General features: G+C 65.2%; 14 protein-coding genes. 9 read left to right on the plus strand and 5 right to left on the minus strand.

All coding sequences use genetic code 11. The features are described from left to right. Positions 1-17: 17 nt before the first annotated feature. A complete protein-coding gene (locus tag CH273_RS14410) occupies positions 18-1,379 on the minus strand; it encodes an MFS transporter (protein ID WP_032395483.1) in 1,362 nt (453 codons plus the stop codon). 186 nt (positions 1,380-1,565) lie between these two features. Between CH273_RS14410 and CH273_RS14415 the strand changes: the two genes are divergently transcribed. Continuing rightward, the gene (locus tag CH273_RS14415) at positions 1,566-2,618 is read left to right on the plus strand and encodes a PorA family protein (protein WP_179275483.1); all 1,053 of its coding nucleotides are present in this window, start codon (positions 1,566-1,568) and stop codon (positions 2,616-2,618) included. An 80-nt stretch (positions 2,619-2,698) separates the two neighbouring features. Here CH273_RS14415 and CH273_RS14420 read toward each other — a convergent pair whose 3' ends face one another. Next, a complete protein-coding gene (locus CH273_RS14420) occupies positions 2,699-3,301 on the minus strand; it encodes an SACE_7040 family transcriptional regulator (RefSeq protein ID WP_032395484.1) in 603 nt (200 codons plus the stop codon). 114 nt (positions 3,302-3,415) lie between these two features. Between CH273_RS14420 and CH273_RS14425 the strand changes: the two genes are divergently transcribed. The 6 genes from CH273_RS14425 (at position 3,416) to CH273_RS14450 (ending at position 9,979) form a co-directional block, all read left to right on the plus strand. After that, complete coding sequence (locus CH273_RS14425; RefSeq protein WP_032395485.1) at positions 3,416-4,993, plus strand: carboxyl transferase domain-containing protein; 1,578 nt, start codon at positions 3,416-3,418, stop codon at positions 4,991-4,993. Between the two features lie 11 nt (positions 4,994-5,004). Continuing rightward, entirely contained in the window at positions 5,005-6,993 is a 1,989-nt protein-coding gene (locus CH273_RS14430; protein WP_179275503.1) for an acetyl/propionyl/methylcrotonyl-CoA carboxylase subunit alpha, read from the plus strand. Then, positions 6,990-8,156: an acyl-CoA dehydrogenase family protein gene (locus CH273_RS14435; protein WP_032395486.1), complete on the plus strand. Its 1,167-nt coding sequence runs from the start codon at positions 6,990-6,992 to the stop codon at positions 8,154-8,156. Before CH273_RS14430 ends, CH273_RS14435 begins: the two co-directional genes overlap by 4 nt. Then, positions 8,153-8,638 (plus strand): MaoC family dehydratase, encoded by a 486-nt coding sequence (locus tag CH273_RS14440; RefSeq protein WP_032395487.1) that lies wholly within the window; start codon positions 8,153-8,155, stop codon positions 8,636-8,638. Before CH273_RS14435 ends, CH273_RS14440 begins: the two co-directional genes overlap by 4 nt. Further along, a complete protein-coding gene (locus CH273_RS14445; RefSeq protein WP_032395488.1) occupies positions 8,635-9,447 on the plus strand; it encodes an HpcH/HpaI aldolase/citrate lyase family protein in 813 nt (270 codons plus the stop codon). The genes CH273_RS14440 and CH273_RS14445 overlap by 4 nt, the downstream gene beginning before the upstream one ends. 79 nt (positions 9,448-9,526) lie before the next feature. Beyond that, a complete protein-coding gene (locus CH273_RS14450) occupies positions 9,527-9,979 on the plus strand; it encodes a MarR family winged helix-turn-helix transcriptional regulator (protein ID WP_032395489.1) in 453 nt (150 codons plus the stop codon). A 1-nt stretch (position 9,980) separates the two neighbouring features. Here CH273_RS14450 and bla read toward each other — a convergent pair whose 3' ends face one another. Continuing rightward, the gene (bla, locus tag CH273_RS14455) at positions 9,981-10,910 is read right to left on the minus strand and encodes a class A beta-lactamase (RefSeq protein ID WP_032395490.1); all 930 of its coding nucleotides are present in this window, start codon (positions 10,908-10,910) and stop codon (positions 9,981-9,983) included. Between the two features lie 257 nt (positions 10,911-11,167). On the opposite strand from bla, the gene CH273_RS14460 reads away from it, so the two are divergent. Further along, the gene (locus CH273_RS14460) at positions 11,168-11,386 is read left to right on the plus strand and encodes a hypothetical protein (RefSeq protein ID WP_032395491.1); all 219 of its coding nucleotides are present in this window, start codon (positions 11,168-11,170) and stop codon (positions 11,384-11,386) included. Between the two features lie 67 nt (positions 11,387-11,453). Here CH273_RS14460 and CH273_RS14465 read toward each other — a convergent pair whose 3' ends face one another. Together CH273_RS14465 and CH273_RS14470 are read right to left on the minus strand one after the other, a co-directional pair. Further along, complete coding sequence (locus CH273_RS14465) at positions 11,454-12,263, minus strand: enoyl-CoA hydratase/isomerase family protein (RefSeq protein WP_230596771.1); 810 nt, start codon at positions 12,261-12,263, stop codon at positions 11,454-11,456. Further along, the gene (locus CH273_RS14470) at positions 12,247-13,782 is read right to left on the minus strand and encodes an acetyl-CoA acetyltransferase (RefSeq protein ID WP_230596773.1); all 1,536 of its coding nucleotides are present in this window, start codon (positions 13,780-13,782) and stop codon (positions 12,247-12,249) included. Before CH273_RS14470 ends, CH273_RS14465 begins: the two co-directional genes overlap by 17 nt. A 61-nt stretch (positions 13,783-13,843) precedes the next feature. On the opposite strand from CH273_RS14470, the gene CH273_RS14475 reads away from it, so the two are divergent. Next, positions 13,844-14,449 (plus strand): TetR/AcrR family transcriptional regulator, encoded by a 606-nt coding sequence (locus tag CH273_RS14475; RefSeq protein WP_032395631.1) that lies wholly within the window; start codon positions 13,844-13,846, stop codon positions 14,447-14,449. Positions 14,450-14,464 lie beyond the last annotated feature (15 nt).

Raw genomic sequence — 14,464 nt, forward strand, 5'->3', positions numbered from 1 at the left:
TGGCCGACGACAACGAATTACTCTTCCTGCGCGGCCGCGGCCAGGACGCGTCGCGCATCGGGTTCGACGGACCAGTAGGCAAGGAGGGCCAAGATCCCGCCGACGGCCAACAGCGGTAGCAGCGGAACCAGGCCGACGGTGAGTGAATCGGCCGCGTCGGACACCACGCCGACCAGAAGCGGCCCGACGGCACCGCCCGCGGTCGCGGCGATCTGAAGCATGCCGAATCCCAGACCCCGATCCCGGGCCGGGACCACGTCGGCGACACATGCGGTGAGCGTGGGGAGGGCAAAAGCCGAGAAGAAGGCGAAGACGGTGAGAAGTACGACGAACACCACCGTGGCGTTCATGCCGAGCGCAATCGACATGAACACACTGCCGAGGAGAATTCCGCCACCACCCAGCACTACTCGCCACTGGGCGAGGCTGTTCCCGATCACGGCCCTTCGGGTTGCCATCGCCGCGACGAGCGTGCCGAGAACGATTCCCACAAGCGTCATTCCACCGCCCGCCGTCGCGGCGGCCGATTCGGACAGGCCGTACCGGCGTTGCAGCAGACTCGGAAGCCAGAAGGTCAGGCCACCGATCGACAGGCTCATGACCGTCAGAGCCGCACCGGTGAACCACAGCGTTCTGATGGGCAGCAGTCGGCGGAGCTGGGCGGCAAGCGGGCCGGACGGCGTGGGAGCCTCCAGGCTCGGGTCCGCGCGGGCCGCCAACCTGTCGGCGTATCCGCGTTCCGGTTCCTTCAGACGTGAGACGAGCACTGCGACAAGCAGTCCCGGGATCGTCATGACCATGAACGCCCCGCGCCAGCCCAGCCAGTCCGCCAGCACACCACCCAGAACGATGCCCGCACCGCCCAGATACGCCGAGGTTCGCCACCAACCGAACGCGGTGGATCGTGTTGCGGGCGGGTAGAAGTCGGCAAGCAGGCTCGCGCTCGCCGGGTTGTCCACCGCCTCCGCCGCGGCAAGACCGACCCGCACGAGGTAGAAGATCAGGAACGTGGGCGCAAGCGCGGAACCCAGCGTCGCCAGAGACCACAGAACGACGACCCAGGTCACGATCCTGCCGCGATCGTGACGATCGGCGAAGTACGCAGCCGGTATCGCCAGAACGCCCGCGGCGATCGCGGATGCACTGGGCAGCGATCCCGCCACCGCGTCGCCGAAACCCCATTCGGCCTGAAGCTGAGGGAGAACGGCGGCAACGAGGCTGAATTCGATCCGGTCCACGAAGGCCACGAGGACCAACACGATTGCCGGTCCCCAGCCGAAGGGAAGAAGAGCAGACCCGGGCCCGGACCGCAGTGTCCCGATGGTTCGCCAACGGCTGCCGCGATCGACCACTGGGCCTGGATCGATACCGGTCGCCATGCGTCGTCCCTCGATTCAGCGTCGTTCGAAACCAGTGTGCACCGCCGGGCACAATCTCAACATCGGTTGATGTCTCTGTCATTTCCCTCGAACGTGCTGACAGGTCACAACGCGGAAGCGGACATTCGACGCTTTCGTCACGGCAGGATGAGGTGGCCGAAGTCGAAAACAGTGGGGACGAAGTTCATGTCACGGGTGAGAATCGCGATGTGCCTGCTCGCAGGTCTGGGATCCTTCGCGATCGTCGTTGCGCTTCTTCTGCCCACCCTCGTGTACGACCGTCTGGCGGTCACTCCCCTCGACATCGCCGCCACCACAGTGGCCACCACGGCAGACGGAGCGGGCGGCGAGGTCCTCGACTCGAAGACGATCGCCGGCCCGGGGCCCTTGTCGATCGCAACCGATGTTCCCCTCGTTCTCCAGCGGTACATCACCGTGGAGGATCCCTCCGACGCAGACCGCGTCACCTTCCAGGTCGGAGCCACGGTGCGACGCGCCGACCGCGACGGCGATGAAGGCCTGCTGACCGCCTCGGTGGATCGAGTGACCAGCGACCGACGCACCGGCCTACCCGTCGAGCCGGCGGGATCATTGCAGACCACCGTCGATTCACCTGCTATTCCACTGCCGCGCAATGGATTACAGCATCGCTTCCCCTTCGATACCCAGCCGATCACGTACACGGTCTACGACTCGACGGCGTGGACGAGCTTCGAGGCGAACTTCGTCGAGGAGATCACCATGGAAGGTCTGCCGATCTATCGCTTCCGATCGATCGTGACCGAAGCCGACCTGTCGACCACGACGCAGTCACCGATCAACTCGGTGACCCTCCCGGCATCGAAGTGGGGACTGGGCGACGGGGACGAACCGATCACGATGAAGCGATGGTATTCCAACGTTCGCGACATCTACGTCGAACCCAGAAGCGGAAGCCTGGTGTGGGGCAGAGAAACCCCGTACCAGTACTTCGCGAGAGATCCGCAGGTCCCCGAGGTCACCATCTTCAAGGCGTCACTCGCTCTGAACGAGACGGGTCGCCTGGAGCAGGTGAACTCCGCACGCGACGCTGCGAACAGCCTGGCCTGGTTGACTTCTCGCGGACCACTCCTGGGATACGCGGTCGGTGGAGCCTGTCTCGTCGGTGCCGTCGCCGCCGGAGTGATCGGATCCCGTCGCGCGCGTTCGCCCGAGCCAACCCCACAGCAGGCGGACGAATCCGAGCGCGCGTCGGTGTAGGTGCGCTCGGCGTCCACTATTCGGATCCGAAAGCGGGATCGCGATCGTGTGGGCACATTGTGGACACTCAGGTCGGTGCGTCAGGCAGGAAGCCCCAACGCCCTCAGCGCCATTGCTCGCAAGACGGGCCTGGCAGTACGTGACGGACTGCGTCCCGCGCTGTAAGGCGTCGAATTGATCAGACCGAACACGCCGTGTGCCGCAGTGCGAGCGTCGGCTTCGTTCGACGTCGGGTCGACGGTGCACAGGACCTCGACCCACAGTTCGACGTACTCGCGCTGCATTCGGCGTACCTTGCGTCGAGCGCCCTCGGGCAGACTCTGCAGGTCGCGATCCTGGATTCTGATGAAGGCCGGTGTGTCGAAGGCGAAGTCGAGGTGGAACTCGACCAACGCGGACAACGCGTCCACGGCAGCCCCACCACGATCGACCACCGCACGGCCACCGTCGAGCAGATACCCCGAGATCCCGACCATCAGCTCGACGAGCACGGCCTCCTTGTTCGGGAAGTGACGGTAGACGGCGGGTCCGCTGACACCGACTGCCGCGCCCAGATCCTCGAGGCGCACCGAGGTGAATCCGCGTTCGGCGAACAGTGACGCCGCGGCATCGAGCAACTGCTGCCGACGCTCGGCCTTGCGCTGCTCACGCACCGTGGTGGGCTTCGCCTCCAACTCCTGCACTGACTCCCCCTCGACCCTGGACTCTCAGTTAATCGTAGTTTACTATGATGTCAGTTATCAACCATTAACTGAACTCCTGTGACACCGGCGTCCAACCCCTAAGGCGTGCACCTCATGGCAATCGATATTGCTGCCAACCGGGCAGATCACGAGCTGCTCACCAGTGAGCTGGCCGAGCGGCTCGCCGCGGCGGCGCTCGGCGGTAGCGAAAAATCCCGGGAACGACACATCGCGCGCGGCAAACTGCTCCCCCGCGACCGCGTCGACGAGCTGCTCGATCCAGGCAGCCCGTTCTTGGAGATCGCACCACTGGCTGCCAACGGTCTCTACGACGACGAGTGCCCCGGCGCAGGAGTGATCGCCGGCATCGGACGCGTTTCCGGTCGCGAATGCGTGATCGTCGCCAACGACGCCACCGTCAAGGGCGGCACGTACTACCCGATGACGGTCAAGAAGCATCTGCGCGCGCAGGAGATCGCACTGCAGAACACCCTGCCGTGCATCTACCTCGTCGACTCGGGCGGCGCGTTCCTGCCACGCCAGGACGAGGTGTTCCCCGATCGTGATCACTTCGGCCGCATCTTCTTCAACCAGGCGACCATGAGCGCCAAAGGAATTGCGCAGATCGCCGCCGTCATGGGCTCGTGTACAGCAGGCGGCGCCTACGTGCCGGCGATGAGCGACGAGGCCATCATCGTCAAGAACCAGGGCACCATCTTCCTCGGCGGCCCGCCACTGGTGAAGGCCGCGACCGGCGAGGTCGTCACCGCAGAAGAACTCGGCGGTGGTGATCTGCATTCGAAGATCTCCGGCGTCACCGACCATCTCGCCGAGGACGATCGAGACGCACTACACCGGGTCCGCCGAATCGTGTCGACGCTGGGGCCCCGCACTCCACGGCCGTGGGACGTCGTCACGACGCGTGACCCGGTAGCCGACCAGACCGAGCTCTACGACGTCGTACCCACCGATCCTCGCACGCCGTACGACGTGCGTGAGGTGATCACCAGGGTGGTCGACGGCGGCGAATTCGACGAGTTCAAGGCCGAATACGGCAAGACACTCGTCACCGGGTTCGCCCACCTTCACGGTCATCCCGTCGGCATCATCGCCAACAACGGTGTGCTGTTCGCCGAATCTGCCATGAAGGGCGCACATTTCATCGAACTGTGCGACAAGCGCAGTATCCCGCTCGTCTTCCTGCAGAACATCTCGGGCTTCATGGTCGGCCGCGACTACGAGGCAGGCGGCATCGCAAAACACGGCGCGAAGATGGTCACCGCGGTGGCGTGTGCCCGCGTCCCCAAGATCACCGTCGTCATCGGCGGTTCCTACGGTGCAGGTAACTACTCGATGTGCGGCAGAGCGTATTCACCGCGCTTCCTGTTCATGTGGCCCAACGCGCGAATCTCGGTGATGGGCGGCGAGCAGGCGGCGTCGGTGCTCGCGACGGTGCGCAGCGAACAACTCGATGCGGCGGGAAAACCGTGGAGCGACGAGGACCAGGAATCGTTCAAGGCTCCGATACGCGAGCAGTACGAGAGCCAGGGCAACCCCTACTATTCGACGGCCCGCCTGTGGGACGACGGCATCATCGACCCGGCCGATACCAGGCAGGTACTCGGACTGGCCCTCGCAGCGTGCGCCAATGCACCGCTCGAGCCGGTCTCCTACGGCGTTTTCAGGATGTGACGGACATGACCATGATAGACACCGTTCTGATCGCCAATCGCGGCGAGATCGCCGTGCGGGTGGCGCGAACGCTGCGCCGCATGGGGATTCGCACCGTTGCCGTCTACAGCGACGCCGACGTCGACGCCCGCCACGTCCACGAGGCCGATACCGCGGTACGCCTCGGTCCCGCCAACGCTCGCGAGAGCTACCTCGACATCGCCAAGGTGATCGCGGCCGCGAAAGCCACAGGAGCGCAGGGCATTCATCCGGGATACGGATTTCTCTCCGAGAACTCCGAGTTCGCATCCGCCTGTGCCGAAGCCGGAATCGCCTTTCTGGGGCCGCCGGCGAAAGCCATCGAAGTGATGGGCGACAAGATCGCCGCCAAGGCCGCGGTCAGCGCCTTCGGGGTCCCCGTCGTCCCCGGTATCTCCCGTCCCGGCCTCACCGACGCCGACCTCATCGCCGGCGCTCCCGACGTCGGATTCCCGGTGCTGGTCAAACCCTCCGCCGGTGGCGGCGGAAAAGGTATGCGTCTGGTCGAGCGCGCCGAGGACCTACCCGCCGCATTGACCAGCGCCCGCCGGGAAGCGGCGTCGTCGTTCGGCGACGACACCCTCTTCCTCGAGCGATTCGTGTTGCGGCCCCGGCACATCGAGGTGCAGATTCTCGCCGACGAACACGGCAACGTCATCCACCTCGGCGAACGCGAATGCAGCCTGCAGCGCAGGCACCAGAAGGTCATCGAGGAGGCACCGTCGCCCTTGCTCGACGAAGCAGCCCGTGCACGCATCGGTGAGGCGGCCTGCAACACCGCCCGCAGTGTCGACTACTCCGGTGCAGGCACAGTCGAATTCATCGTCTCGGCCGACCGCCCCGACGAGTTCTTCTTCATGGAGATGAACACTCGCCTGCAGGTCGAGCACCCGGTCACCGAGATGGTCACCGGCCTCGACCTGGTCGAATGGCAGGTGCGGGTGGCATCGGGCGAGCCCCTGACACTCGCGCAGGACGACATCACGCTCACCGGACATGCGATCGAGGCCCGCGTCTACGCCGAGGATCCCGGCCGCGGATTCCTCCCCACCGGCGGCACCGTTGTCGGACTGCGCGAGCCGTCGGCGCCGGGGATTCGAGTCGACTCCGGTCTTGCCGTCGGCACGGAGGTGGGTAGCAACTACGACCCCATGCTCTCGAAGGTCATCGCTCACGGACCCGATCGAGCAACCGCACTGCGCAGCCTCGATCGTGCACTGGCCGACACCGCGGTACTCGGCGTCGTCACCAATATCGAGTTCGCCCGGTTCCTGCTCGCCGACAACGATGTTCGTGCCGGCAATCTCGATACCGGACTGCTCGACCGTCGCGTCGAGGACTTCGCAGCGGCCGAGGCGACCGACGAGGCGCTGATCGCCGCCACCGCCGTGCAGTGGCTCGACGCGTGGCAGGCTGCGGGACAGGATATCTGGGCAACACCATCGGGTTGGAGAGTCGGCGCGAAGGCTTCGTTCCAACGTCGCGTCGCGTCCGGAGGTCGGACGGCGCACGTGTCCATCACCGGAACCCTCGATGCGGCGACGGTCGTCGTCGACGACGGATTGCCGCGCACCCTCCGGGCAACGGCCACCGAGGACTCCGTGAATCTCGTGATCGACGGTCTACGCGAGTCGATGACCTTCGCCCGAAGCGGCTCGGCCACCTGGATTTCCAGTTCTCGCGGCACCTGGCGCATCGATCGGATTGCCGAGGCGAGCGTCCGCGAGGACGATGCGCACTCCGGTGACGCCGAAATCCTCTCGCCGATGCCGGGTTCGATCATCGCGATCGGAACGACCACCGGCAGTGCGGTCACCGCGGGCACCGCCGTGGTCGTCGTCGAGGCGATGAAGATGGAACACACTCTGACCACCCCAATCGACGGCACGGTCGAACTCACTGTTGCAGTGGGCGATCAGGTCCGCGTCGATCAGATCCTCGCCCGAATCGTTCCCACACCCACCGAAGAGGACCAGCCATGACCGATCACCTGTCATCCGCGAATCTGCCCGACGAGTACCAGCAACTGGTGAAGTCCGTCGCCGACTTCACCCGGACGGTCGTGGCACCGGTCTCGGCGAAACACGATGCCGAGCACTCTTTCCCGTACGAGGTCGTCGCCGGGATGGCCGAGATGGGCCTGTTCGGTCTGCCGTTTCCCGAGGAGTACGGCGGAATGGGCGGCGACTACTTCGCGCTGTGCCTGGCCCTCGAGGAGCTCGGCAAGGTCGACCAGAGCGTCGCGATGACGCTCGAAGCCGGCGTCTCGCTCGGTGCCATGCCGGTGTACCGCTTCGGCAACGACGCGCAGAAGGAGCAGTGGCTGCCCAAGCTCACCGCAGGCAAGGCCTTGGCCGCGTTCGGTCTGACCGAGCCCGGTGCCGGCAGCGACGCGGGCGGCACCAAGACCACCGCCAAGCGTGACGGCGGCGACTGGATCATCAACGGCAGCAAACAGTTCATCACCAACTCCGGCACCGATATCACCGAGCTCGTCACCGTCACCGCGGTGACCGGCGTCGACGAGGCGACCGGACGCAAGCAGATCTCGTCGATCCTCGTTCCCACGAACACCCCCGGGTTCGTCGCCGAAGCGGCATACAACAAGGTCGGCTGGAACGCCTCCGACACACATCCGCTCAGCTTCACCGATGTGCGCGTACCCCAGGAGAACCTGCTCGGGCAGGAGGGTCGCGGGTACGCGAACTTCCTGCACATCCTCGACGAGGGCCGGATCGCGATCGCCGCGGTATCGGTCGGTGCCGCGCAGGGCTGCGTCGACGAGAGCGTGAAGTACGCCAAGGAACGTGAGGCGTTCGGCGCTCCGATCGCGCGCAATCAGGCGATCTCGTTCAAGATCGCGCGCATGGAGGCACGCGCCCACACCGCGCGCACCGCGTACTACGACGCGGCAGCACTGATGTTGGCGGGCAAGCCGTTCAAGAAGGCGGCGTCCATCGCCAAGCTCGTCGCCTCCGAAGCGGCAATGGACAACGCGCGCGACGCCACGCAGATCCACGGCGGCTACGGTTTCATGAACGAATACGTCGTCGCCCGTCACTACCGCGACAGCAAGATCCTCGAAATCGGTGAGGGTACAACCGAGGTTCAGCTGATGCTGATCGCACGGAGCCTGGGACTGTGAGCGACAAGCGGATTCGCCAGCGCGGCCTGTGGTTCGACGAGATGGAGCTCGGCACCGTCTACGAGCACCGGCCGGGACGCACCATCACCGAGGCCGACAACACCCTGTTCACCACGCAGACGATGAACACTCAGGCCCTGCACCTCGACGCCGCCTACAGCGAGACGACAGCGTTCGGCCAGCGTCTGGTGAATTCGATGTTCACCGTCTCCACCCTTGTCGGACTGTCGGTGACGCAGTTGACCCAGGGCACCATCGTGGCGAACCTCGGCTTCTCGGAGGTGTCGTTTCCCAAGCCACTGTTCCACGGCGACACCCTGTACGCCGAGACCGTGATCTCGGACAAACGCGAATCGAAGTCCCGACCCGGCGAGGGCATCGTGACGTTCACGCACACCGGCCGTAATCAGCACGGGGACATCGTCGCAGTGGCGGTGCGCCAGACGCTCGTCCGCATGCAACCACCGGAGGAGGCGTCGTGAGCTGGGTTCCGCCGGGGCCGGCGTGGCTGTTCTGCCCGGCCGACCGTCCCGAGCGCTACGAGAAGGCCGCAGCGCGAGCAGATGTGGTCATTCTCGATCTCGAGGACGCCGTCGGCGCAGCGGACAAAGCGGGTGCTCGTGAGTCCGTGGCCACTACCCCACTGGACCCGTCGCGCACCATCGTTCGAGTCAACGCACACGGCACCGACGAACAGGCTGCGGACCTCGAGGCGCTGACGCGCACCGGATACACGACCGTCATGCTCCCCAAATGTGAATCGGCCGAACAGATCGCGGCCCTGGCTCCGCTGAGTGTCGTCGCGCTCATCGAGTCCCCGCTCGGTGCGATGACGGTGTTCGACGCCCTCTCCGCCGACAATGCGATCGGTGTCATGTGGGGTGCCGAGGATCTGGTGGCCGCCATGGGCGGTAACTCGAGCAGGCAGGGCGACGGCTCGTACCGCGATGTCGCACAGCATGTTCGGTCGCAAACGCTACTGGCCGCGAAGGCACGCGGGGTGTTCGCGCTCGATTCGGTGTTCCTCGACATCCCCGACCTCGACGGGGTGCGCGCGGAGGCCGACGACGCCGTGGCCGTCGGCTTCGACGGCAAGGTGGCCATTCACCCGACCCACATCCCGGTCATTCGCGAGGCCTATGCACCCACTGCCGAGGAACTCGACTGGGCCACCGCCGTGCTCGACGCCGTCTCCCGCAATCGCGGTGTCTTCACCTTCCGCGGCCGGATGGTCGATGCCCCGGTGCTGGCGCATGCTCGACGCATCGTCGCGCGCAGTTCCCTCTCCTAGCCCAGTACTTGCACGCGCCGTTAATTGCCGGCGCGGTATGGTGGGTGGTCACGAGTACAGGTACCGAGAGGCACGACACATGAGCGCACACGACCCCGCCCTGACTGCCCTTGCGCAGAATTGGCTTGCGCTTTCCGTCCTGCACGGACGTATCGAAAGCCGCATCGAGCGTGCGTTGCAGACCAACCACAGTCTCAGCGCGCGCGAGTACTGGCTGCTCGACGTCCTGGGCAGGCAGCACGACGGGGTCGGCGGCCACCTGCAGATGAAGCAGGTGGCCGATGCCGTCGTACTGAGCCAGAGCGCCACGACTCGCCTGGTCACTCGCCTCGAGGATCGGGGGCTGCTCACGCGATACCTGTGCCCCACCGATCGACGCGGCATCTACACCGACGTCAGCGAAGAAGGCCTGGCCCTGCTCGAGGCCGCGCGGCCGACCAACGACGCGGCGTTGCGCGAGGCTCTCGACGACGCATCCGACGAGCCGGATCTCGTTCCGTTGGTCGATGCCGTTCGACGCGCAGCAAGCTGATTCACTCCACCTGTTGCACGGCTGCTCTGGTCGCGTCGGCCACCAAGGGATTCATGGCAGGCGAGTCTTCCACCCCCGACGTCGTCGCACTGAGCACGACCAGCAGGATCCTCTGCCCGTCCGGCCCGAGCAGCAGTCCGGCGTCGTTGGATACGCCGTAGCTTCCGGTGCCGGTCTTGTCGGCCGAAGTCCATTGTGGCGCAATGCCCGCCCGGAACCGGGCGGCGGACGTCTCGGTGTCGCCCATCCACTCGAGCAGCTGCTTGCGCGAGGCCTCGGTCAGAACGTCGCCGTCGAGCAGGGTTCGGTAGCCGGCGGCCAGCGAGTCGGGTGTTGTGGTGTCCCGTGGATCACCCGGGATCGCCGTGTTCAATTCCGGCTCGATGCGGTCGAGGCGAAACTCGGTGTCACCGAGTGATCGTGCGAAGTCGGTGAGCGCCGCGGTGCCGCCTGCCTCGCGAATCAGCAGATTGCCGGATGTGTTGTCACTCTTGGTCAGTGCGGCCACTGCCAAGTCTGCGATGGTGACGACCGAGCCAGGCTCCCAATCAACCGCGGATTCGGGCACCTTGTCCTCGGCGGTGATCGTTCGGGTATCGGTGAGCTGCAACCTGCCTGCATCGACGGCGGCGAGTACGGCACCGACGGCATACACCTTGAAGGTGGAGCAGAACGCGAAGCGTTCGCCCCCGCGGTAACTCTGCGTGGAACCGGTCTCGAGATCGAGCACACTGACGCCGAGCCGCGCGGTATCCCTGGCCTCGAGCTCGAGATACGCCTGCTCGGCACTGGGCTGTTCGCTCGTGGACTGGGCACTGCCCGTGTCGGATCGCGGCGGTTCGGTGGTGGCTGTCGAGGAACAGGCCACGCCGGCAGTCAGCGCCGCCACTGAGATCGCGATGATCAGTCGAGTGGATGTCGAGGTACGCATGGGGTCATGCGATCACAGAATCCCCGGTACCTGGCTCACCGACCCTCGGACATCCATTCCGCTTTCGGCTTCGCAGCTGTTCGCGGGCACTCTTCCAGCGACCGGTCGGCCCATGGACACGATTGCGTGTGATCCAGGTCATGGAAAATCGATAGCGTGGAACCGTCACCTCCACTATCGTTACTTCTGTTACGTAACGGAAGGCCATCGATCGATCTCGAACGAGCCGACCAGACGACAACAATAGGAGGCACTCCATGAACGCCACCACACGCGCGCTGTTGAGCCCCGTCGTCGGAGTCATCGTCGTGCTGGCAATTATCTGGGGCGTCGGCGGAGACATCCCGCTCTGGCGAGCCGCATCGATGGTGCTGGTCGGTGCTGGCGTCGTCTTCGGACTGAACTGTGCGTGGGAATCCAATCCCTGGACCGAAGATCCCACGATCGATCAGCACAACCAGGTCACAGCCCAATAGATGCGGAGTCTCCCGTACTGCAACCGCCTAATGGAGGCGGGGATTTCCCACGCTCACGGCCGTGCGCTCACTGCGCGGTCCAGGTCGGATCGCGTTTCTGCAGGAATGCGGTGATTCCTTCGATGACGTCCTTCGTGGTGGCGAGTCGATCCAATTCCCGACGGTTCTGCGCCCACGATTCTTCCTCGTGCGCGATGGTGCCGTCGGAGATACGTCGCGCGAGCCGCTTGGATGCGCGCACCGCGAGCGGCGCACCCTCCGTGCACAGGTGAGCGAGACCGAGTGCCGTATCGAGAAGGTCGTCGGGCGCGACCACCCTGTTGACCAACCCCCATCGTGCGGCCTCTTGCGCAGAGATGGGCTGACCCGTCAGGATCATCTCCAACGCAATGTGTTCCGGTACCGCAGTCATGAGCCTGAAGGCTCCCCCAGCACCGGCGACGAGTCCGCGGCGAATCTCGGGTAGGCCGAATACGGCCGTGTCCGAGGCGACGACCATATCCGAGACCAGAGCGATCTCGGTTCCACCTCCCATCGCCGACCCGTTCACGGCCGCGATGATCGGAACCGAAATCGGGTGTTGGACAATCCCGGCGAACCCCCAATGCCCGGTCTCGGGCGGGGTCACCGCGCCAGGGCCTCCGGTGCCGAGGGCTTTCAGATCAGCACCCCCGCAGAAGGTCGCCGATCCCGCACCGGTCAAGACGATGGCACGGACGTCGCGGTCGGCCTCGGCCGACTCCCAGGCCTGCCCGAGCAGCGTGTGCACGCGTGCGTCGATGCTGTTGGCAGCTTTCGGTCGGTTGATCGTGAGGACGAGAACATGACCCTCACGCCTCGTCAGTACAACAGGTTCGATGCTATCGGCCTCGGACACGAATGTTCCCCTCGTTCGACTCGACACTGACTGTTGCTCCGATGATTTCGCGTGCAGGTTCGCTTCGATAGAGGGACAACGCATGCGCACTGGCCGTGTCTCCGGGTGCCGTCTGTGCGGCAACGCGTCGTCCGCGCTCGTCCCTCCCGACGAGGAAGGCCTGGTTCGGTTCCTGCTGCCGTGAATGCTCGACGGAGACAGTCTCCACCACGAGATCCCCGTCCTCGACAGGTGCTCGCGGTGGCGGATTCGATTTCAGCACTGCGGGTTCGGGATTTCCGGTGTAGCCGAGCGGATGTTGGTCGCCGGCCAACAGCACGGAGTGGTGGTAGGTCAGATACCCACCGTTCGCGTGCACCAGCGCAAGGCTCTTCCCGCCACGAATCTCCCGAACCGACGCGGTGATCGAATGCAGCGAATGACTGCTGAGCGGCCCGCCGAAAGAGGAGTGCCCGCCGGTCACGCTGGGAATCAACGACTTCGGCGTCCCGAGGTGGCGTGTTGCGAGGGTCGGCACGATCGGGAAGCAGCTGTAGACGTCCAACACGTCCAGTAGCTCGACCCCGATCTCCGCGCCGTGCAACGCCCGATCCATCGCATCTTCCATCGCTGCGGACCGGCCGAAACTACTGCGGTCGAGGATGTCGACCGTGTCCTCGGCACCGGCACCGCCCCAGACGTAGACGATGTCGCTCTCGGGCACGCCACGTTCGCGGGCTTCGGCCAAGCTCGTCACAACGATGCACGCCGCCTGGTCGACGAACGGCATGGCGTTCATCGACAGCGGATACGGCTCGCACAGGATGCGGTTCTTCGGCGACGGCGCTCCGATGTCCGCAGCCGTCCTCGCTCTTCCGTTCCACGAGTACGGATTCTTCTCGGAGACAACGGAGAATGTCGCATACAGCTCGCTGCACTCGGCCTGCCGCGTTACCGGATCCACGCCGGACTCGAAGCGAAATCGGCTCTCGAACAACGGATAGATCCGGACCGGTGAGATCAGACCGGCTTCCTGCATTGCAGCGCTGCCGAGTTGATCGAGGTCGAAGGTGGGCGGACCGCCCGGATCGGTGCTCCACCCGCCGTCGTCGACGGGGTCTCGACCGGCCTTGACCAGTGCGCTCATCGAGGCCTGGGCTTCACCGCCTGCGATCACCGCCACCGTCGACTCTCCGGAAGCGATGCGTGCCGCCGCGCGATCGAGGAGTCGGGCGGGCCATTGTCCACCGATGGGAGCGTCGAACACGTCTGCTGGTGTGGCATCGAAGATGCGTGCCAGCGCCGCGGCGGGACTGGCGTAGGCCCAGCTGGCGATATGGCAGAACGCGATGCTGTCCGCGCGGCGAAGCCACGGCTCCGAGGTCGGCAAGTCCTGGACTGCCGCAGTCGCAGCGAGCGTGATCAGTTCCATGGGTTCGACGCCCACGGGTTCGCCGCGGCCGCTTGTTTCACCGACAGCCACGATCACCGGAATACGCGTCGGATCCACCGTCGACGCCTCCTGGCGTACAGCACTCATGGACGCAAACATATTACAGACAGAGATTGTCCGCAATGACGCCAGGTGCGACAATCCGGGGGTGACCGACGAAGCCAAGAGCCGACGAGGACGTCCTCGCGATCCGCATCTGGAAGACCGCGTCTACGACGCGGTGCTCGAGGTGTACTGGGAAAAGGGTTGGTCCGGTTTCACACTCGACGCCGTTGCCCGCCGTGCTTCGGTCGGTAGAGCCGCGCTCTATCGTCGCTGGGAATCCAAGGGGGCCTTGGTCGTCGATGCGCTGGAAGCCAGGAGTCCACTCGCGACGCCGATCGATCTCGGCACGCTGCGGGCGGATCTCGTCGAACTGGCAGTGCAGCTTCTGCACGGTTACAGAGGGACAGCTGGTCTGGTCAGTCTGAGGGTCGCCCTCGATGCGCGGGTGCACCCCGACCTTCTCGGACACATGATCGACACTCTCAATCGGAGCCGACTGGTCGCAGCGCGCCTCATCGTTCATCGAGCTCAGGCTCGAGGTGAACTACCGGAGTCCGCCGATACCACCCGAATCCTCGAACTGGTGACCGGGGCGGTATTCAGCCATGTCATCTTCTCGCATCGCTCCGATGCCGACAGAGCCGAGACCGACCGCGCCTACGCCGAAAACCTGGTCGACGCGGTCCTGGATGGCATCGGCACGACATGACACGTACGGCCGCCG

It is taken from the genome of Rhodococcus sp. 05-339-2, from assembly GCF_002258965.1.
GTDB lineage: Bacteria > Actinomycetota > Actinomycetes > Mycobacteriales > Mycobacteriaceae > Rhodococcoides.